This is a genomic window from Agathobaculum sp. Marseille-P7918 (genome assembly GCF_964248325.1).
Classification (GTDB): Bacteria; Bacillota; Clostridia; order Oscillospirales; family Butyricicoccaceae; genus Agathobaculum.
Genome location: NZ_CAXTXI010000007.1, coordinates 92,622 through 112,897, shown reverse-complemented (window position 1 = coordinate 112,897; position 20,276 = coordinate 92,622). Strand labels below are relative to the sequence as shown.

20 protein-coding genes and 1 tRNA gene are annotated in these 20,276 nt (G+C 53.4%); 4 read left to right on the top strand and 17 right to left on the bottom strand.

Annotation, left to right across the window (positions count from 1 at the left end; all coding sequences use genetic code 11):
* Positions 1-108: 108 nt before the first annotated feature.
* The 6 genes from ACESSO_RS10815 to ACESSO_RS10790 all read right to left on the bottom strand — a co-directional run bounded on the left by ACESSO_RS10815 (position 109) and on the right by ACESSO_RS10790 (position 5,488).
* The gene (locus ACESSO_RS10815) at positions 109-1,212 is read right to left on the bottom strand and encodes a PTS fructose transporter subunit IIC (RefSeq protein WP_373165248.1); all 1,104 of its coding nucleotides are present in this window, start codon (positions 1,210-1,212) and stop codon (positions 109-111) included.
* Between the two features lie 35 nt (positions 1,213-1,247).
* Positions 1,248-1,556, bottom strand: a complete 309-nt coding sequence (locus ACESSO_RS10810) for a PTS fructose transporter subunit IIB (RefSeq protein ID WP_373165247.1) — start codon at positions 1,554-1,556, stop codon at positions 1,248-1,250.
* 24 nt (positions 1,557-1,580) lie between these two features.
* Positions 1,581-2,033 (bottom strand): PTS sugar transporter subunit IIA, encoded by a 453-nt coding sequence (locus ACESSO_RS10805; protein WP_373165246.1) that lies wholly within the window; start codon positions 2,031-2,033, stop codon positions 1,581-1,583.
* Positions 2,034-2,081: 48 nt separating this feature from the next.
* Positions 2,082-2,339 (bottom strand): HPr family phosphocarrier protein, encoded by a 258-nt coding sequence (locus ACESSO_RS10800; RefSeq protein WP_373165245.1) that lies wholly within the window; start codon positions 2,337-2,339, stop codon positions 2,082-2,084.
* A 21-nt stretch (positions 2,340-2,360) separates the two neighbouring features.
* A complete protein-coding gene (locus ACESSO_RS10795) occupies positions 2,361-4,334 on the bottom strand; it encodes a transcription antiterminator (RefSeq protein ID WP_373165243.1) in 1,974 nt (657 codons plus the stop codon).
* 356 nt (positions 4,335-4,690) lie between these two features.
* The gene (locus tag ACESSO_RS10790) at positions 4,691-5,488 is read right to left on the bottom strand and encodes a gluconate 5-dehydrogenase (RefSeq protein WP_373165241.1); all 798 of its coding nucleotides are present in this window, start codon (positions 5,486-5,488) and stop codon (positions 4,691-4,693) included.
* A gap of 332 nt (positions 5,489-5,820) precedes the next feature.
* Here ACESSO_RS10790 and ACESSO_RS10785 point away from each other — a divergent pair, with 332 nt between their 5' ends.
* Entirely contained in the window at positions 5,821-5,964 is a 144-nt protein-coding gene (locus tag ACESSO_RS10785) for a hypothetical protein (protein WP_373165239.1), read from the top strand.
* A 132-nt stretch (positions 5,965-6,096) separates the two neighbouring features.
* Here ACESSO_RS10785 and ACESSO_RS10780 read toward each other — a convergent pair.
* A tRNA-Val gene (locus ACESSO_RS10780) sits at positions 6,097-6,173 on the bottom strand.
* 195 nt (positions 6,174-6,368) lie between these two features.
* Here ACESSO_RS10780 and ACESSO_RS10775 point away from each other — a divergent pair.
* Positions 6,369-7,295, top strand: coding sequence for a DDE-type integrase/transposase/recombinase (locus ACESSO_RS10775; RefSeq protein ID WP_373165237.1), 927 nt, complete (start codon positions 6,369-6,371; stop codon positions 7,293-7,295).
* A 13-nt stretch (positions 7,296-7,308) separates the two neighbouring features.
* On the opposite strand, the gene ACESSO_RS10770 is transcribed toward ACESSO_RS10775, so the two are convergent.
* The 4 genes from ACESSO_RS10770 to ACESSO_RS10755 form a co-directional block, all read right to left on the bottom strand.
* Entirely contained in the window at positions 7,309-7,437 is a 129-nt protein-coding gene (locus ACESSO_RS10770) for an OadG-related small transporter subunit (RefSeq protein WP_373165236.1), read from the bottom strand.
* Positions 7,438-7,453: 16 nt separating this feature from the next.
* Positions 7,454-8,581, bottom strand: a complete 1,128-nt coding sequence (locus ACESSO_RS10765; protein ID WP_373165235.1) for a sodium ion-translocating decarboxylase subunit beta — start codon at positions 8,579-8,581, stop codon at positions 7,454-7,456.
* Positions 8,582-9,158: 577 nt separating this feature from the next.
* Positions 9,159-13,436, bottom strand: a complete 4,278-nt coding sequence (locus ACESSO_RS10760; protein ID WP_373165234.1) for a M56 family metallopeptidase — start codon at positions 13,434-13,436, stop codon at positions 9,159-9,161.
* Between the two features lie 18 nt (positions 13,437-13,454).
* Positions 13,455-13,826: a BlaI/MecI/CopY family transcriptional regulator gene (locus ACESSO_RS10755; protein WP_373165233.1), complete on the bottom strand. Its 372-nt coding sequence runs from the start codon at positions 13,824-13,826 to the stop codon at positions 13,455-13,457.
* A gap of 178 nt (positions 13,827-14,004) precedes the next feature.
* On the opposite strand from ACESSO_RS10755, the gene ACESSO_RS10750 reads away from it, so the two are divergent.
* On the top strand, positions 14,005-14,442 hold the full coding sequence (locus ACESSO_RS10750; protein WP_373165231.1) for a hypothetical protein: 438 nt from the start codon (positions 14,005-14,007) through the stop codon (positions 14,440-14,442).
* Positions 14,443-14,483: 41 nt separating this feature from the next.
* Positions 14,484-14,750, top strand: coding sequence for a barstar family protein (locus tag ACESSO_RS10745; RefSeq protein ID WP_373165230.1), 267 nt, complete (start codon positions 14,484-14,486; stop codon positions 14,748-14,750).
* A gap of 50 nt (positions 14,751-14,800) precedes the next feature.
* On the opposite strand, the gene ACESSO_RS10740 is transcribed toward ACESSO_RS10745, so the two are convergent.
* The 6 genes from ACESSO_RS10740 to ACESSO_RS10715 form a co-directional block, all read right to left on the bottom strand.
* Entirely contained in the window at positions 14,801-15,586 is a 786-nt protein-coding gene (locus tag ACESSO_RS10740) for a CAP domain-containing protein (protein ID WP_373165229.1), read from the bottom strand.
* A 167-nt stretch (positions 15,587-15,753) separates the two neighbouring features.
* Positions 15,754-17,031, bottom strand: a complete 1,278-nt coding sequence (locus tag ACESSO_RS10735; protein WP_373165227.1) for a LysM peptidoglycan-binding domain-containing protein — start codon at positions 17,029-17,031, stop codon at positions 15,754-15,756.
* A gap of 111 nt (positions 17,032-17,142) precedes the next feature.
* A complete protein-coding gene (locus tag ACESSO_RS10730) occupies positions 17,143-17,316 on the bottom strand; it encodes a FeoB-associated Cys-rich membrane protein (protein ID WP_373165225.1) in 174 nt (57 codons plus the stop codon).
* 59 nt (positions 17,317-17,375) lie between these two features.
* Entirely contained in the window at positions 17,376-19,565 is a 2,190-nt protein-coding gene (gene feoB / locus ACESSO_RS10725) for a ferrous iron transport protein B (RefSeq protein WP_373165223.1), read from the bottom strand.
* Between the two features lie 75 nt (positions 19,566-19,640).
* Entirely contained in the window at positions 19,641-19,862 is a 222-nt protein-coding gene (locus ACESSO_RS10720; RefSeq protein ID WP_302666586.1) for a FeoA family protein, read from the bottom strand.
* 14 nt (positions 19,863-19,876) lie between these two features.
* Entirely contained in the window at positions 19,877-20,086 is a 210-nt protein-coding gene (locus ACESSO_RS10715) for a ferrous iron transport protein A (protein WP_373165342.1), read from the bottom strand.
* Between the last annotated feature and the right edge of the window lie 190 nt (positions 20,087-20,276).

The following is a 20,276-nucleotide window of genomic DNA, read 5'->3' as shown; positions in this document are numbered from 1 at the left end:
ATAGGTCGTTCCTTTCCAAAACAGAGGGGCCAGAACAATGTCCAGCCCCCAGCAAACAAGACATTTATCCAAATAACAGAAATTGCTTAGGTTGCAGTCTGAGCGAAATCAGCCAATATTGATCTCTACATCAACATCCAGTTCGCCCTCTGCCTCAACCTGCTCTTCCTCGCTGCGCTGCTTGCGCACGATAGCATAGACAACACCAGTAACAAGCGAACCAACGATCAGTCCGACGATGAATACCCACGGGTTGGTCATCATAGGCACTACAAAGATACCGCCGTGACCGGCAACGGACTCACAGCCGAAGCCAACTGTAATTGCACCTGCAACCGCAGAACCCAGCATAGAGCAGGGAACAAAGCGCAGCGGATCGGATGCGGCAAACGGCAGAACACCTTCCGTGATAAAGCACAGACCCATGGGTAGTGCAGTATTCGCAGTATCCAGTTCGGTTCTGGAGAACTTTTTGCGGGCCAGTCGCGAAGCTACCCACAAGCCAATCGGAGGAGTCATACCGCCAACGATCTTGGCAGTCATAGGACCATTGATACCATCGGTGCCCAATGCATTTGCAGCCATAGATGCGGTCTTGTTGACCGGACCACCCAAGTCAAAGCCCATACATGCACCGATAACGGCACCGATAACTGCCTTTGAACCACCATTGAGAGAAATCATCCAGTTCTGGAACACTTCCATGATCCATGCCAAAGGTATGCAGAATACGACCAAGAACAACATACCACAGAAAAATGTTGCAAGCACTGGAATAATCAAAACCGGCATTAGTCCCTGCATAACCTTGGGAAGTTTCCAGGACTTCATCCACAGAATGAAATATCCAATAATGAAGCCCATCAACAGGCCGCCCAGGAAACCGGCCTTAGACATAACACAGGCATAGCCGATGATGAAGCCCGGAACGATACCAGGACGTCCTGCAATGGAATATGCCAGATAGCCTGTCATGATGGCAACAGCAAAGTTCATGCCGTAAGAACCGAGTTGGTTGCATCCCCACCAGAAGCCTTCCCAAGTAAAGGGATTCATATTGGTAAAGGGCGTAGCACCGGCAGCAACAGCATCACCGATTGCCCAACCACCAAACAATTTTGCCAAGGCCTGTAAAATACCACCAGCAACGACTACAGGAATCATGTATGAAATGCCGGTCATAATGTGCTTTCTGATATTTTCAACTTTCATTAGATACTTCAACTCCTTCCTGAATTTTAATTGCTTTATTTGCCAAGCTTAGTCGCAATTTGCTGGAGAACCCCCTTTGGCGACTTCACAGCCATACCAATCGGGATCTCCACAACCGGTTTTCCTTTAAAACGCTCTTTGCTTACACGAATATCCGTTGCCAAAATGACAACATCGGCCTCTGCAATCTCTTCAGCCGTTAGTTCATCCTCTACGCCAATGGAGCCTTGCGTTTCAATCTTGCACCAGTATCCCAGTTCTTCCGCTGCATTAAGCAGTTTCTCTTTTGCCAGATAGGTGTGCGCAATACCGGCAGTGCATGCAGTGATTCCTACGATTTTCATACTTTTTCCTCCCATTCTTTATGTTCATGCCAGCGCAGCCAGCAGCTCGTCAGGTGTTGTCGCGGCCATCAAGTTATCGATTGTTTCTTGATAAGCGAGCTTGCGAGCCACCTGCGCCATCATGCGTAAAAATTTATCAGTCCGATCCTTATCGCTCACTGCGAAACAGATCAGAACACGGACAGGCTTGCCATCTAGCGTCTCCCATTCAATAGGATCACGCAGCTTAACCACAGAAATGCAAGTATCTTTCACCGCCAGTGACTTTCCATGCGGAATGGCAACACCGTTGCCAATACCGGTTCTGCCTTCCTTTTCCCGCAGGTATAAGTCCTTTTTAAACTCTTCAGCAGAATTCAGAACATCTGCCTTGGTTAACATATCACAGATATACTGGAATGCCTCTTCCTTATTGGCCGCAGAAACATCCACCGCAACCGCCTGACGATTAATCACTGATAAATAGCTTGTTTCCATACTTTATACCTCCCTAAAACTCTCAGTACTTCTCTTAAATACAGTCTCTTATTTCAGTTCCAGCGCCAGCTGACTCAAGGTATCAACCGCTTCTTTTTCGTCCTCCCCCTCGGCAGACAAAACGAAAAGATCCCCTTGACAAATGCAGGCTGAAAGAACCATCAGCATGCTCTTCGCATCAAAAGACATGCCGTCCTTTTCAATCTCCACCTTGCTCTTAAAGTTTGCGGCGGCCTTAGAAAACTCCATAGCCGGACGGGAATGAAGTCCCTCCTCATTCGTCATCGTCAGTTCCACTTTCTGCATATTAAATTACTCCTTTCCGAACTACTTATTGGTATTGGGAGCCATCATCGTATTTATGGCATCGATGACTCCTCTTGGTGTGGTCAAATGTTTGAAGCGCTGCAAAGCCTCGGGCTGAGACAGTGTTTGAATCAACCCTCTATAAAAAGAAATGATTCGTTTCTGCACTTCGAATTGAGAATCCATGTTGACTGCCATCATAAAAATCACATCCGCCCAATCAGAACCAGACCAGCGAACAGGCTTTTTCAGAAATACTACCGCCACCATTGGCTGTCGAACAAATTCCGGAAATCCATGAGGAATCGCAACCCCATGTTCAAAATAGGTCGATGAAATTTTTTCACGTTGCAGCACAGATTTTATGAACATTTTATCCACCGCGCCATGACTTGCCAAAAGCGATGCCATCTGATGCAAAATTTCATTTTTCGACTCATTTCCCGAAAGAAACAGCACCAACTCCTCCCAGAAGAGGGTCTGTATCGGTTGTAGTCCTGTCAGTCCGGGAACATCCTCCCGGAAATACTGCCGAATATGATTCTGAATTACGGCAATGTCTCCGGATGTCAATGCGGCTCCGATGGTGACCAGCTTACTTCTCGGCATAGCCGGCAGCGTCTCTGTAGAGATAACCAAATCCACATTTTGATTGCGAATGATTTGCTCCGCATGATAGCTGTGGCAGTTCTCTATGAACTGCAAATCCGGAAACGCATTATGCAGCCGTTCAGCCAGCAATCGAACTGCTCCGGGATTTTCATTGCAGACCAGAATCGCTTTGATATTGCGTCTTCTTCGTCTCACCGCTGCTTCCACATGCTGTGCCAAACAAGAGATTTCTCGTTCTGTGGTGACCATTCCCAGCTTTTCTTCCAGCAGCTGGCTGCCCAACCAACATGCCAATCGAATGGGTGCATTGCCTTGAGGGATTTCTATATCTCCGCGACTGCGCAGCACACCATATCGAGACTCCGTGCTCATTGCGCAAAGATATTGCTCCCAACTCTGAATCAGCACTTGATCGGCGGAAATGTCAGTACGCAACACACTGCCTACCACTTCAATCATATTGTTAACTAACTTCTGTACGGGCTTATGTTCGTACTCAAATTCCACCTGTCTTTGTCTGCTGCGGAAATGCATGATTTCTGAGCTTGCGATGATAAATTTAAAAAAGCTTCGCTCTTCCAAATCCAAACATACACCGCACATCTCTTGCATCCACTGTATGCAGTCAATGCTCATGCTTCTCTCCATTTTCGTGCTGCGGAATTCTCCCATCGGGAAGTGATAGCTGAATTTCCTTCTGTAATCCATCAGTACGGCGGTCAAAAGGAAAATAATGCGGATATAGCTTTCAGCCGAAAAATAGAGATCATACTTTTTTTCCAGTCGTTTGGGGATGTATTCCAAATTGTAATTATGTTCAATCTCAAAAAAGCGACAGATGCTTTCATTGTCCATCTTCGCGCCGCTCGCATGCATGCACTCTCTATACAGATTCCATTGTGCAATGCGTACCCAGTGACGTTCTCCATCAATGAAAATGCCCTGTCCCTTGCGCCGATGCAGCAAAATATTGTGAACTCTCAGCCATTGTCTGGCATCATTGAGATATTCCGTTGCTTCTCGCCCGGAAGAGTAGGTTTCCTGTTTTAACTGTCGTAAGTTAACGCCATTGCCTTTCAAAAGCAATTCCAGAACTCTGTACTTTCCTCCTTCCACACGAGAAAAGCTCAGCTGCGTTTTGTCCACTGAAAGCAAAGCATCAACACGCTTCCATTGTTCATCGGTTAATTCCAATCGATAACCATTGCGTGTCTTGCTGCTCAATCCGTTTATGCCCAACCGCTCTAATTGCAGCTTTAATTGCGTCATGTCATTTCGTACAGAACGAGAACAAATATGAAGCGATTTGGCTAACGCATCTGCAGTTACATATCCATCTGCCTCCCGAAGGAGATTTAAAATCATGAAACAGCGTTCTTGCATTTTCTCCTTCCTCCAATCGATGAATAATTTATGTGTTTATTGTAACAAGGCTATTTCTAAGTACATAGCGTTTTTTTTTCCGTAATTCAGGTTAAAAGTATATGAAAATTTTCATTAATGTCAAAAAAGCACAATGCTTTTGTTTCTTTTTTGTGCCTTTTGACCATATGCAGTGTGGCATTATCATAGCCTATGTGAACTCGATATAGCGATGCTGCCTGCTGTTCATCTTACAAAAACAAGACTAAAGAAACATCTTATTACATAAATATTCCAAAAACAGCAGGCAGATCTTTTTTCTCTAACGTAATCCGTTCTCTTCTCTATCCATTCAAACTATGCATTTTTGCAAAATTTCAGGGTTGCTTTCCAATGTATGCCAAAATGCCGCCATCCACATAAAGAATTTGACCATTGACAAAATCGGATGCACTTGATGCCAGAAAAACAGCCGGTCCCATCAGATCCTCCGGTGTTCCCCAACGCGCTGCCGGAGTTTTTGATATAATGAATAGATCAAATGGATGGCGGCTTCCGTCACTCTGCCGTTCACGCAGCGGTGCGGTCTGCTCTGTTGCAATATATCCAGGTCCAATACCGTTACACTGGATATTGGCATGTCCGTATTCTGCACAAATATTTCGTGTCAGCATCTTTAATCCGCCTTTTGCTGCAGCATAAGCGGATACCGTTTCCCGTCCCAGTTCACTCATCATTGAGCAGATATTTATGATTTTTCCCTGGCCCTTTTCCAGCATACCGGGAATCACTGCTTTTGCACAAATGAACGGTCCGACCAGATCTATATCCACCACTTGGCGAAAATCTTCAACCTTCATTTCCTGCATGGGAGTTCTCTTGATAATTCCGGCGTTATTAACCAGAATATCAACGATTCCAATGCTCTTTCGGATCTCCAATAACATGCTTTGGACACTGGCTTCATCTGTAACATCACAGATGTACCCCTTTGCATCAATTCCCTTTTCATGATATGCCTGCATGGCTTTTGTCAGGTGAGCAGAATTTCTGCAATTAAATGCGATTTTAGCGCCAGCTTCCGCTAATGCCTGTGCTATTGCAAACCCTATACCATATGCGCCGCCCGTGACAAGCGCAACCTTTCCCTCTAAAGAAAACGCATTTTTTATCATCGCAAACATCCTTTCTGTTATCATAAATCCTGGCTGGCATCCATTATTCCATCTGCACCGTTACGCAGCTATACAATACTGCATTTTGCTGCTTTGCAGAAGGCTGCATTGCTATTGCATCTGCAGCCATTAACCTCAAAACTTTTCAAACTGTCCCTCACTGTGGGTGCACACCTCCTTTACGCTATTATAGCAAGATATTTTCAGCCGTTTATATGTAAATTTTTCCGCAATTGGTAATTCAATCAGTAAAATTTGCATTAATATCCCTTTAAAAATTACAACAGAAATTAACCGCTTTTACAGAAAAATCCAAATAGAGGTTTTTCCTGATGACGAATCAACAATTCCCGGACAACGTGCCGGAGTCTGTGCTCCTTGCGATTGCCCGCGTTCTTCTTCCTGATTTTCCGAAAGATCTTTCTCGTTCGTCAGATTCCGAGTCGAACGATTCCGAACCGCCCGATGATGCGTAGATACAAAAATGGGATGCGCCTTTAGGACGCATCCCATTTTTTCATTCGGATCGTGTGATGTCAATTATTGCGAAAGAAAACAAAAAAAACGAACCCATCGCCAACCGGCGTCAGGTTCGGATTATCGTGTTGTGGTGGGGTTGGCGGGGCTCGAACCCACGACCTCTCGCGTGTGAGGCGAACGCTCTGACCAGCTGAGCTACAACCCCGTTTGTTCGGTTTACCTTATTACTATACCAGAAACAAACGGGGTTTGCAAGCCTTTTTTACTGCTGCCGATTTTTGTCCAGTGTAGGAGTACAATACATCTTGAACAGTTGAATAAAAAAGGGATGAAGGATAGGGCCACATCGGTTAAAGTTGAGTTGCGACACTTAACTTGACGAGAGGGGGCCATATCCTTCATGAACAAGAGTATAACACAGGACATGGCATACAGGCAATCCTTGATGAAATACGCAGAGAAATACGGTGTGAGCCGTGCCAGCCGGAAGTACAACAAGAGTCGGTCGTACATCTACTTCTGGAAGGCTCGATGGGATGGCACGGTGGAATCCCTGGCCTGTCAGTCCAGACGTCCCCATAGCCATCCAAATCAGCATACGGAGACAGAACTGAAGCTGATTCGGGATATGCGCCGCCGCAATCCCAACCTCGGCATGGTGGAGCTGTGGCACCGGCTGCGGCTGCGAGGCTATACCCGCCGCCCGGAGAGCCTGTTCCGAGTCATGCGCAAACTTGGGCTGTTTCCTGCTGCTTCGAAGAAAAAAGTGTATAAACCAAAGCCTTACGAGCAGATGACCTATCCAGGTCAGCGTGTTCAGGTGGACGTGAAGGTGGTGCCCCGCAAGTGCATTGCTGACCCAGAACTGCGCCTGTTTCAGTATACCGCTATTGATGAGTTTTCCCGCCTGCGATTCCTGGCTGCCTATTCTGAGCAAAACACCTTTTCTTCTGCTGATTTCCTCAAAAAGTTGTTCAAGTGGTACGCCCGCCGAGGTATCCGGGTGGAGTGCGTGCAGACGGACAACGGTTTTGAGTTCACCAATCGTTTCTCCAACAGCAGACGGGATCTGCCCACCCTGTTTGAGGTCACCGCTGCCGAGCTGGGCATCCGGCATAAACTCATCCGTCCCTACACACCACGACACAACGGCAAGGTGGAGCGTAGCCACCGGGAGGATCAAAAGCGTTTCTATTCTTCCTACTGCTTTTACTCCCTCCAAGACTTCACCAAGCAGCTTGCCGTCCATAACCACCGCTCCAACAACTTTCCCATGAGGCCTCTGGGTTGGCTTTCTCCTTTTGAGTTCTCTGTCCAATATGTTTGACAAACCTACATTTTTACTGCTGCCGATTTTTGTCCAGTCGGCCGAGCAGCGCCACAATCAGCGCAATCACGGCAAGCACCGTGAAGATACCCGCCATACCCTGACCAAGCAGCAAAATTGCCATCTGTACCGATTCACTCATATCCAGCGCTCCTTTCTCACATAAAGAACCCGAGAATCACGCCGCCTGCCACAACCGACGCAATCTGTCCGGCAACGTTCGCACCGACCGCATGCATGAGCAGGTGGTTGGTCTTATCCGCCTCCACACCCAGCTTTTCAATGACGCGCGCACTCATCGGGAACGCCGAAATGCCTGCCGCGCCAATCATGGGGTTGACCTTATTCTTGCAGAACAGGTTGAGCACCTTTGCAAACAGCACGCCGCCCATCGAATCCAGCACAAACGCAACCAGACCAAGGCACAGGATAATCAGCGTTTCCTTGGTCACAAACTGCTCTGCACGCATGGAGAACGAAATCGTGATGCCGAGCAGAAGCGTAATCAGGTTCGCCAGCTCGTGCTGCGCGGTTTTGGACAGGCTCTCCAGCACGCCGCACTCGCGAATCAGGTTGCCGAACATCAGGAAACCGACCAGCGACACCGACGCGGGCGCGACCAATCCGGCCACAATCGACACGACAATCGGGAACAGGATGCGCGTGCGGCGGCTGACCTTGTTCGCGGCATACGGCATCTTCATCGCGCGCTCTTTTTTGGTGGTCACCAGCTTTATGGCAAACGGCTGAATGATGGGCACAAGCGCCATATAACTGTACGCCGCAACCGCAATCGCGCCGACGTATTTCGAGCCGAGCACCTGCGAAACCAGAATGGAGGTCGGCCCGTCCGCCGCGCCGATGATACCGATGGATGCCGCATCAATGATATCAAAGCCGAGCGCTGCCGCCACAATAATGGTCAAAAAGATGCCAATTTGGGCCGCTGCGCCGAACAAAAACAGTTTTGGATTGGCCAGCAGCGGGCCGAAGTCAATCATTGCGCCGATGCCGATGAACAACAGCAGCGGAAACGCTTCGCTTACCTCAATGCCGCTTTCAAACAGCCATTGGATAATGCCATGCGTCTCACCCACGCCCTGCGTTATCTGGTCGATGACGCCCGACATCGGCAGGTTGACCAGTATCGCGCCAAAGCCCATCGGCAGCAGCAGCGCAGGCTCATACTGCTTCTGAATCGCCAGCCAAATCAGCAGCCCGCCAACAACATACATCACCGCCTGCTGCCATGTCACCGACAGCAGCCCTTCGTATAGAAATTCCATAATATCGCCCCCTAAACACACAACGCCAAAAATCAATCAGAAAATTGCATGGTATATAATTTTTATTCAAAGTCTGGCATTGCCGGACTTTGAATACCTCGCCCCCGCGGCCCTGGGCCGCATCATTCGGGTATCGAAAAGCGGTTTCTATGGAACCGTTTTTCGCATATAGGGGACTTATGAAGTCCCCTATACGAAAAGAAGACCTGCGTTTTCCTCAGAAAAGGAAAACGCAGGTCTGGTCATTTCAGGCAACAGCCAGAACGGGATCACACGCCCCGTCATGCTTGTTGGCGATGCCGCGCGGCAAGCCGCGCCGACTACTCCCCTTTGTTTGGCATCATCTTATCACGGTGGAGCGCCGCTGTCAACCCTTGTTTATCGGAAATTTTTCCGCAAAATCCGTGCCAGTCTTGAGGCAATACCGCATAATTCATCAAGAATGATTTGTGTGTAAATTTTGTGTCTAGATGCGGCATGGTTTCGCGGCAATACTTGATGTATTGCAAGAAATCGCAACAAAATCTGGGCACGAAATTTCCGCAAAGCATCGAAGATGCAATTGTGCGGTCCTGCCTTAATAGCCGTATGCGCCGTCCTCAAGCACCCATTTACCGTCCGCACCGCGGTACAGCGCAAACGACCAGCCCTCGGCTGTCTCCTCGCCAAACTGCGCGTCGCCGATGACCGTAATCACGTTGTCGATTGTCAGGCCGGTGCTCAGCACCTTACCTTTCAGTGCGCCATTGTCCATAATGCCCTGCGAGAAACTGAAATCGTGACTCGCGTCATAATGCAGGTTATCCACCGAAAAGCCATGCGCCACGGCGTAATCGCGCACAGTCTGGCAGGCGGCCTCGATTTCTTTCTCTGAGAACCGCGCGCCAAAGATGTCCGGATTGGCAGCCTTGTGCTGCTGCCAGAGCTTCTGCACCGATGCATCTGCCCCGGTCATTTCCTGTTCGACCGCGTCCGCGTCCTGCTGCCAGCGCTTGTCCAACTCGGCCAGAATACCCTCGGTGGTTGCACCATCGCTTTGCGCCAGATACCACACCAGTGCTTCCACCGTACACAATGAGAAGTCACCGCTCTCCTTGCACATCATGTAGGTATAAGGATCTGCAAACCATCCCATGCCGTCAAACGCCACTGGCAGATAGATCGGCTGCTCTGCGCCGCCCAGCATGACCCCCTGCATGATGAAATCCACTGTACCGTCCGGCCAGCGATAGGTGAACGTGACCCGCTTGTTGATCGGGTGCATGACAAAATCTTCCCCTGTGCCGCCCGACAGGCCGAGCACCCGTTCCGCATCCTGCGCGGGGTCGAGCGTAGGCTCTGCAAGCAATGCGTCAATGCCGGTACGATCCAGTTCCGGAATGCCCTGCCCCTGTGGGAAAGCCAGCAGGAAGTCCGCGCGCGAGCGCACACCATCCGAGGTATCGACCAGCGTTTCCGTGCGCGCAGGCGTGACAGAGTCGGTCCCCTCATACCACAGCCGCTGGGCCGTGGTGAAGTAATGATTTCCCTCGCGGCTGACATAGCGCACAGTCAGCAGGCACGATCCGTCGGTCAAATCCGGCTCGGCCGTGACAGCGTCAATCGAAGAGCCATCTCGGCGTGTCAGCGTATAGGCATACTGCGTCGCCAGATCGTGCAGCAGCAGCGTGCGCGCGGCATCGCGCTGTGCGTCCGTCTGTCCGTCAAACGAGATCGAGCTGCCGTCCATCGCCTGCGCCGCCTGATACATTTCGGTATAAGCTGCGGCGATATCCTCATCCGACGGGTCATACTGCACATCGGACGCAAACGCCAGATAATAGGTCAGACCGTCCTGCTCGGTGAGCTGTTTGCACGGCACGGGATAATTTTCCTGCCAGTCCTCGCCAAACTGCGTCTTGAGCGACGCGGTCGCCTCAGCATACAGTCCCATCACCACACCGCCGTCAGTCGGGTCGTCCGTGTAACCCGGCAGCGCATTTTGCAGGCCAAATTTCACCGTATCGTCAATTTCCTTGACGTAACCCTGCTCGACAAAGCAGTCGGGCAGCGTCAGCGTGTAGCCATAGGTCGGGTTCGTATATTCGGTCGAATGGATGGTGTAATCCGTATTCGGCACACCTTCGTTGGACAGCCGGTAGACGAATGCGGCGGTATATTCCTGTTCCGTGCCGGTATATGCACTGGTGCGATAGGTCACCGTCACGCCGCGGTAGATTTCCGCCGGATAGGTCGAGGACAACGCTTCGGCCGCCAGATGCTCGATCTTGTACAGGTACACCGCGCTGCCGCGGTCATACACATCGGTGAAGCGGATATTCGTCTTCTGCGTTTCCTTGTCGGTGTATTGCAGTGTGCCGTCCGCGCGGATGACCGCATCGGTCAGAACGGCATCCGTTGCGTTCAGCTTGCCATCAACAGGTTCGAGTTTGATGGTCTGTCCGACTTCCAGCAGCGGGATTTCGCCGTTTGCGTTCTCGATCGCCTGCTGGATGGTCGCGCCGACCGGCAGCGCTCCCTTGCTGACTGGGCTATCGCCCTCCACCAGATAAGCGCCGAACCCTTGGTCAAACTGCGTGACCAGCCCGACCGGCAGCCAGTAGTCGACCATTTTGCGCATCTGCACATCGACCGACGGGCTGTTATCCGTAAAGTTCAGCCGCACAACGGCTTCTGTATCGCCCTCGGAGACCACTTCGCTGGTGAACCAACTTTCGAGCGTGATCTGGTGTACATTGCCCTCGATATGCTCGACATTCTCGCCGAAATAGCCGAACACGGTCTCGACCGCATCCTGCACACGCGTCAGCGTGTCAAGCGACGCGCCGTTGAAGTTCTCCGCCCCCTCAGGAATGATGGGCCAGTTTAATCCTGAATCGTAATATAATTTGAATAATTCACTCTTTGTATAATCACTGTTCTCTGCCTCGGCAACGCTCTCGATCACCCGGCGGCCGTCCTCCTGCGCGGTGCGTATCAGATAAGCGCTGCGCACATCCTCCACACCGCCGCCGTACATCTGGAATACAGCGAGATAGCTGTCCTTGTCATCGATCGGCACCAGCGCATAATCCCGATAAGACGGCGACGAGCCACCGAATTTCCAGTTAACGCCGCCGTCCGGTAGATACCTGTCGATGCGGAACTCCTGCTGCATCTGCGCGGACAGGATCGGATAGATGTACTGCCCGCTCTTGTGCGTCACGCCGCGCGCATACTGCCCCGCGAGGTCGGCGGCGGTGCGCGCGTTTTGCCTGCCGTCATAGGTAAAGTCCTGCGGCAGCCAGCCTTGATCGAACTGGTTTACCATCGTGATGGTCACTTCACTGCGGTCGGCAAACATGACCGTGACATCCCATATATCATCGCCCATCGTGCGGTCGAGAGACGAACCGCCCATTGTATTACCGTCCAGCCGCAGTAAATTCAGTGCGGCCTGATCGGGCTCGCTGATATCCATCAGCGGTTCGGACCAGTCCACCATGAGGAAATCCGGAAATCCGAGGTCATTCTCGTACAGAATTTTGAACTCATCGAGCGAGGTTACATTCTTTTCCGCAATCTGCTCAGTGTGGCTGACCTGCCAATCACTTCCGTCTTTTTCAAAGAAGAGCTGCCAGCCTATCCGCGTTGGGACGGACTGTTTCAGCTGATCTTCCCACATAACATTACTGGTATGATCGTACAGCACATAGGTGTTCTCCCCGTCCAGCTTGACCGTATACCCATACTTGGGGTTTGCGTCCTGCGCCCACTGCTCCGCCAATGTGCGCCGCGTTTCCTCAGTCAACGCATCCTTGCTCTCCCCTACCGAAAACGCACAGCCCAGCGTGCCGACCAGCACCGCCGCCGCCACGACCAGCGCGATACCGCGTTTTTTGACCTTTTTGTCAAACAATCCCTCGAAACGCCGCATCAGCGTCTCCTTATCGCCGGCAAAGCACGATACCAGCGCGCGCTTTTTCACCTGCGCCTCAACCGAACGCAGGATGGTCTCGCCGTAGGCGCGGCGCGCATCCACGTCCATGCCGCGCACGACCGCATCGTCGCACGCCAGCTCGATATCCTCCTGTGCAAAGCGCGCCAGCAGATGCACCAGCGGATTGAACCAATGCACCGCCCGCGTCGCAACCAGCGCCAGCTTAAGCCACAGGTCGCCCCGCTTGTAATGCGTCAGCTCATGCCGGAAAATAAACGCCGCATCCTGTTCGCTCAGCGCTTCGTCCGGCAGATAGAGCGCGGGACGGAGGAAACCCGCCAGCATCGGGCAGTCGGCCGCCTGCGTCACCCGCAGCGGGATAGCCCGGCGGATGCCGAGCGCGCGCTTTTGTTCCTCGAACACCGCACGCAGCGTATCGCGCTCAGCCGAATGGCTGCTTTTCTCCAGCACATAGTGGAACGTCAGATAGAGGTACAGCTGCCAAATTGCAAAGAACAATGCGCCCGCACCCCACAGCATAAGCAGCACCCGCCCCATGTCCACCGCGGTCAACGAGTATTCGTCCAACGTTTGGAGTGTCTGCGCCTGCTGCTGCGTCACCCAACGGTCGGTAGTAATCTCGCCGTCCTGCTCCAAAACGGGCAGCCCAGCCTGCTCCAACCGCTCCGGCGCAAAATCCGTATGCGTCAGATAGGTCGTGCGCGGCGTGACCTGCACCGGCGGGTCAGGCAGCGTCAGCTGCACGGGAATCAGCAGCCGCAGCGCGAGCACCGCCCACACCAGGCACATCGCGCGCGCGGGATAGCGTTTTTTGAGGGCTTTGCGCAGCAAAAACAGCACCAATGCCACAGCTGATACGGTCAGGCCAATCTGCGTGAGATTGTTCAGCAGATCGCTCCATTCAAAGCGTAACATATCCTACCCCTCCTGTCCTTACCGTCCCTGCGCGTCGAGAAAGGCGCGCAGTTCGTCGATGTCGTGCGCGGTCAGCGCGCCCGCGTCCGACAGGCTTGCCACCAGATTTTTCACCGAACCGCCGCACACGCGCTCGACAAAGCTGCGGCTTTCGCGCTGCAGATATTCCTCCTGCGTCACACACGGCGTATACTGGTTCTGCCGTCCCTCTTTCTCGCACGAAAGGAACCCTTTATCGCACAGGCGCGAGAGAAAGGTCAGCACGCTCGTCGCCTTCCAGTCGCTCGGCACCTTGCGCTGCACCTCCGCGGCCGTCACTGGCGCTTCCAGCGACCACACCGCCTGCATCACTTCCAGCTCAGCATCCGGCAGTCGTTTGCTTTTCTCCATGTTGTCCCCTCCTTTTCTACAAGTGTAAAAATCTTTCTGCGCCTACATTCTACAATGGTAGAACATGTTTGTCAAGTCATACTTTGTTTACACTTTGAAAATTGACAAACCCCCCTATTTTGCGCTATGCTTATAGTGTAAAATCACAGACCCCATACCGACAAAGGAGCCGGAACCTATGCGAAAATCCATGGCGCTCGGATTTGCCATTTGCAGCACGCTGCTGCTGATTTTGTTGTTTCTCGCCGGGCGTATGCTGTACATCAAATTCTATCATCAGTCCTATGCGGACATTACAGATAAAACCACGCAGACCGTGGTCACGCTGACCGAAAACCAGACTGAGGTGCAGACCGTGACCGATCCGGAACAGCTTGCCGCCATCACCGAACTGCTGTCCGGCTATACCTACACCCAATATCCCAACCTTTTTAAACCCGGCAAGGAAAAGCTGACGAGCAACCTGTTGACTGTCACCTTTGAAAACGGCAATTCCATCGGCGTCAACGCAGATGGCTATGTATTTATAAACGGCGAGCTGCGCGACATTGAGGGCAGCCGCGGGCAGGAATTTTATCACAAGCTGTATCTCCTGTTTTATCCGAATGCAAACTGACGCGATTTCTGTCACGCATTTTCGAGGGAGGGCAAACTTACATGCGAGAATTGCTTCTGGATGCGGAAGCCTTTTATACCCGTGCGCAGGTGCATGAAATGCTGGCGCGCACGTTTGGTTTTCCCGCAGACTACGACGGCACACTGGACGCGCTGTATGACCAGCTGTGCGCCTGTCCACCTACGCGCCTGACCTTGCTGCATGCCGAGCTGCTGGTGGACACGCTGGGCAACTACGGTGAGTTTTTGCTGCGCGTTATCGCGGGTGCGGCATCGGAAAACGGAGATTTTCTGCTGAATTTCGAGTAGATATGCAAAAAGGACGTGCAAAGCACGTCCTTTTTATTTTGTAAAAATTGTTATGCTGTAAACAGCTGCGCCCAGTATGCCGTGCCGCCCGACACCGTATAACCGACGCCGATGGTCGTAAAGCTCTCATTGAGGATGTTCGCGCGGTGGCCGGACGAATTCATCCACGCCTGCACCACCTGCTGCGGTGTGGACTGACCGTAAGCGATATTCTCGCCCGAACGGGTGTAGGACACGCCCGCCTCGGTCAGCGCGGTCGAGAAGGAAGAGCCGTTCGGCCGCGTGTGCGAGAAGGACTGCACCGTTTCTTTCGCACGTACCTGCGCGGCCTGCTGCACACGGCTGTCCACCTTCAGCGCAGACAGGCCGTATTTTGCACGTTCCGCATTGACCAGCGCCACAACCTGCGATGCATAGTCCCCCTGCGAAGAATCGTTATCTTCCTCCGGAGTCTGCTCGGGGGTGCTGTCCGGTGTTTGCTCGGGACGGTTATCATCCGGCAGCTGCGGCGTATTGTCCGGGGTCTCCTCCGGCTGCTCCACGTCCGGCGTCTCCTCCGGCTGCTCTACGTCCGGGGTCTCCTCCGGCTGCTCCGCGTCCGGGGTCTGCTCGGGTGTTTCCTCCGGTTTTTGCTCCGGTCGATTTCCCGGGAACTGTCCGCAGAGGAATGCGTAATACTTTTCCAGCAGATGCTGACGGATACCGGATTCATACACATAAGTATACGCGCGGGACGCACGGGTTTCTGTCTCCTGCGATAGGTTTACCGCCCCCGCCACCGTTGTGGTCGTCATCACCGCGGCCAGTGCCAGCGGTACGATTTTCTTCAGCTGCATGATTTGCTACCTCCTTGGTTTTCTTTTGATCTGACTGGTGTCCTTTGCACCATGTACCAGAGTATAGCGTGCTTTGTAACCGTTTTGCAATGGAAATGCTTGCAGAAAAGCCCTAAAACCAGCAAAAACCGACCGAAAAAGGGATTTTCCGGTCGGTTTTCCGTCTTTTATGCCAGTTTTTCAATATCGTATAGCTGATTGAGCACAAGCCACAGCTGTGGAAAATACCGCATGATGTTCCATACGCTCACACCGCGCAGCCGATATTCCCCGGCCAGCGCCAGCTTGGCACGGATGGAGCGCGCATCCTCAAACCAGACTTCGTGCTCGGTACGTTCGCGCCAGTAGTTGTAGTGCGGCGACTGCGCCTCTGCGTCAAACCGGATGGGCGCACCCACCTGCACCGCCTGCTCCACCGCCTGCACGTTACCCAGACTGCGCGCACGGCTCTGTCCTTTGATATAGGGCAGCGTCCAGTCATAGCCGTAGTTGGGAATGCCCATGAAAATCTTTTCCGGCGGAATCTGCGACACCGCAAAGCGCACCACCTGCTCCACCTTATTGATGGGCGCCACCGCCATCGGCGCGGAAAGTGCATAGCCCCATTCATAAGTCATTATGAGTGCATCATCCGCCGCCGCGCCGAGCGCGGCGTAGTCGTGCGACTCGTACAGCAGCCCCGGCTGATCGGCCGAGGTCTTAGGCGCGAGCGCCACCATGACCGTCAGCCCGGACGGCTCCAGCCGCGCGCGCACTGCGCGGACAAAATCAGCGTAGGCCGCCGCATCCTCGGGCGGGATGTACTCAAAGTCAATATCCACACCCGCAAAACCCTGCGCCGCAATGGTCTGCGCCAGATTTTCAATCAGTGCGCCGCGCGCGACCGGATCGCGCAGCAACTGCTGCGCCCGCTCGCCCGAAAACTGACCGTCCTCGCCGAGCGTTGTCAGCACCAGCAGCGGCAGCACGCCGTACTGCCGTGCCATGCGCGTGAGTGCTTCCGCATTCTGCGGCAGAATGCGGCCCAGGCTGTCAAATCCATAGGAAAACACCGATAAGTACGTCAAATAGGGCAGCGTTTTGCGCAGCACCCGCTGGTCAATGTTTGGATATGCATAGCCGTTGACGGCAAACGTGCCCAGCTTCGGCCCATAGGAAACCACCAGCGTCTGTCCCGGCCAGATACGGTCGCCGCCGCCCAGCTGCGGATTGTTTTGCAGCAGTTTGAGCACCGTCGTATTGTGCTGCGCGGCGATGCCGGAAAGCGTCTCCCCCTGTCGAACGGTATGTACCTGCACCGGCTGCGGCACGACAATCGTCTGTCCGGGTGTTAACCGGTACGGCTCATGCAGCTCGTTCTGCTGAATCAGCAGCTGCAGCGGCGCCTGATACGTCTGGGCGATACGGTACAGCGAATCCCCCGGCTGAACAACATGGATCACCATAGAAAAACCACCTTTCTCCCCAGTCTATGCCGCACACCATCTGTCCGTGACCGTCCACAGGCATGCAAAAAGCCGTCCGACGTACAAAACGCCGGACGGCTTATCACACTGTTATTTGTCGTGCTGTTCGGGAGACGTAGCGACATGACAGCCGCAGCTGCCGCTGCAGCCTGCACAGCCTCCGCCGCAGCCGCTGCAGCCGCCCGTCTTGGACTGGCGTACCACCGACCGCGCGGCGAAAAATACCAGCAGCGCCACCAACAGGCCCACTATCAAGGTTGACATCTGTTTCGCCTCCTTTGCATTCATTGTAAAACAGAATTTCTCTGCAGGCAAGCCCTAAATCAGCCGTTTGCCTGCACGCTCATGCGACGCAGGTCCGCTGTGTCGTCCGCTGCTGCCGGCTTGCGGAACAGCAGATAAATCATCAGCGCCAGCACCAGAACCGCCGCCACCGTACCGAGGCCGAACGTGACCTCGCCAGTGAACAGACCGCCGAACTGATAGACCATCAGCGCCACGCAGTACGCAAACACGCACATATAGCCGATGGCAAACGCCGTCCACTTGGCGTTGTTCATCTCGCGCTTGATGGCACCCATCGCTGCAAAGCACGGCGCGCACAGCAGGTTAAAGCACATGAACGAGAACGCGCTGACCGTGGTGAAGGAAGCCGCAAGCAGGCCCCAAATCTCCGCGCCATCCTCCGCCACCTCGGCAAAGCCGTAAATCTGACCGAAGGTAGCGACCACATTCTCCTTGGCAATCAAGCCAGTAACCGATGCGACTGTATTCTGCCAATTGCCCCAGCCGAGCGGCGCAAACAGCGGTGCAATCGCACTACCGATGGCGGCAAGCACACTGTTGTTGATGTCGGAAACCGCGCCGAACGCGCCGTTTTCCCAGCCATACGTCTGCAAAAACCACAGCACCACCGTGCTGAGCAGAATGACCGTGCCGGCCTTTTTGATGAACGACCAGCCGCGTTCTCCCATCGAGCGGAGTACGTTGCGCGCCGTCGGGGTGTGATAGCTTGGCAGCTCCATCACAAACGGCGCCGGCTCGCCCGCGAACATCCGGAACTTCTTGAGCATGATGCCGGACAGGATAATCGCCATCACGCCGATGAAGTAGGCCGAGAAGGCCACCCACCCCGCGTTGTCGAAAATCGCGCCCGCAATCAGAGCGATAATCGGCAGCTTGGCACTGCACGGAATAAAGGTTGTGGTCATGATGGTCATGCGGCGGTCGCGCTCCTGCTCAATCGTGCGCGAGGCCATGATGCCCGGCACGCCGCAGCCCGTGCCGATCAGCATCGGGATGAAGCTCTTGCCCGACAGACCGAACTTGCGGAAAATGCGGTCCATGATGAAGGCCACGCGCGCCATATAGCCGCAGTCCTCCAGAATGGCGAGGAACAGGAACAGCACCAGAATCTGCGGCACAAAGCCCAGCACCGCGCCGACACCGGCCACAATGCCGTCCATAATCAGGCTGTACAGCCAGTCCGCGATACCAAGACCGCTCAGCGCGCCGCCCAGAATGGTCGGGATGCCCGGAATCCATGCGCCGAACAGCTCCCAGCCCTCGCCGAACACGCCGTCGTTGGCCCAGTCGGTCAGCGCTTTGCCGACCGTGGTGACCGAAACATAATACACAACGAACATCACCAGCGCGAAAATCGGCAGCGCCAGAATGCGATTGGTCACGATGCGGTCAATCTTGTCGGATACCGTCATGCCGCTTTTCTGCTTTTTCACACAGGGCTTCACCACTTCCGCGATATACTGATAGCGCGCATCAGTGATGATGGATTCCGCGTCGTCGTCCAGCTCGTCCTCGACCGCAGTGATGATGCCTTCCAGCTTTTCCAGCGTGTCTTTTCCGAAACGGAAACGCGCAAGCACCTTTTCGTCGCGCTCAAACAGCTTGACCGCGAACCAGCGGCGCTGTTCCTCCTCGGTCACGTCCGCGATGAGAGACGCAATCTGGCCGATCGCCCGCTCGATGGCATCGGAAAACGCAGGTGCCGCGGGTTTCGCGCCCGACTTCGCGGCACGCTTTGCCGCCTCTACCAGCTCCTTGGTGCCCTTGCCCTTAAGCGCGGTCGTTTGGACCACGGGCACGCCCAGCTTTGCAGACAGCTTTGCCGTGTCAATCACATCGCCGCGCTTTTCTACAATATCCATCATATTGAGCGCCACAACCACCGGAATACCCATTTCCAGCAGCTGCGTGGTCAGATACAGGTTGCGCTCGATGTTGGCCGCGTCCACCAGATTGAGGATCGCGTCCGGCTTTTCATGCACCAGATAATCGCGGGTGATAACCTCCTCAAGCGTATACGGGGAAAGCGAGTAAATGCCCGGCAGGTCGGTGATGGAAACTTGCTTATCCGCTTTGTAGCGGCCTTCTTTTTTCTCCACGGTAACGCCCGGCCAGTTGCCCACATATTGCGTCGAACCGGTCAGGTCGTTGAACATCGTGGTCTTGCCGCAGTTCGGATTGCCGGCAAGCGCCAAACGAATCGACATGTTGTTGCCCCTTTCTCGAATTAGCTTCCGCTAACTCCTGTGTAAAAAAATTTGGTTTGCTTCACGCGAATTGGTTTACTCCACCAGAATTTTTTCCGCGTCCGCCTTGCGCAGCGAAAGCTCATAGCCGCGCACGGTCACTTCAATCGGGTCGCCCAGCGGCGCGACCTTGCGCACAAATACTTCCGCGCCGCGCGTGATGCCCATATCCATGATACGGCGGCGGGTTGCGCCTTCGCCCTCAACCCGGCGCACGGTCACGGTTTTGCCGCAGGGTGTGTTTCTCAGATTGCCCATTGCTTTTTCCCCCTTTACACCATGATGCGCGAGGCCATCTGCTGTGAGATTGCAACGCGCGTATCTTTCACCGATACGATAAGATTACCCGCAAGCGAAGAAACGACCGAAACCGACGCTCCCTCGACAAAGCCGAGGTTTTGCAGGAACCGTCTGGTCTGGTCCTTTCCCCGTATCGCCTTGATGGTGGTCGGTACGCCGGTGTCTGCCAAAGTCAGCGGCATGATAGCGATCCTCTCCTTTCCGATGCGGTTCATACTTCTAAAGACGTGAGTTAGCATCTTCTAACTCTCATTGTATTTGCAGTTTACCACCGCTAACTCGAATTGTCAAGCAGGGACTTTTAAGTTTGTCAAAACTAACCAACGCTCCGTGGTTAGCAATTGCTAATTTCTCTGTTTCTCCCAGACAAGG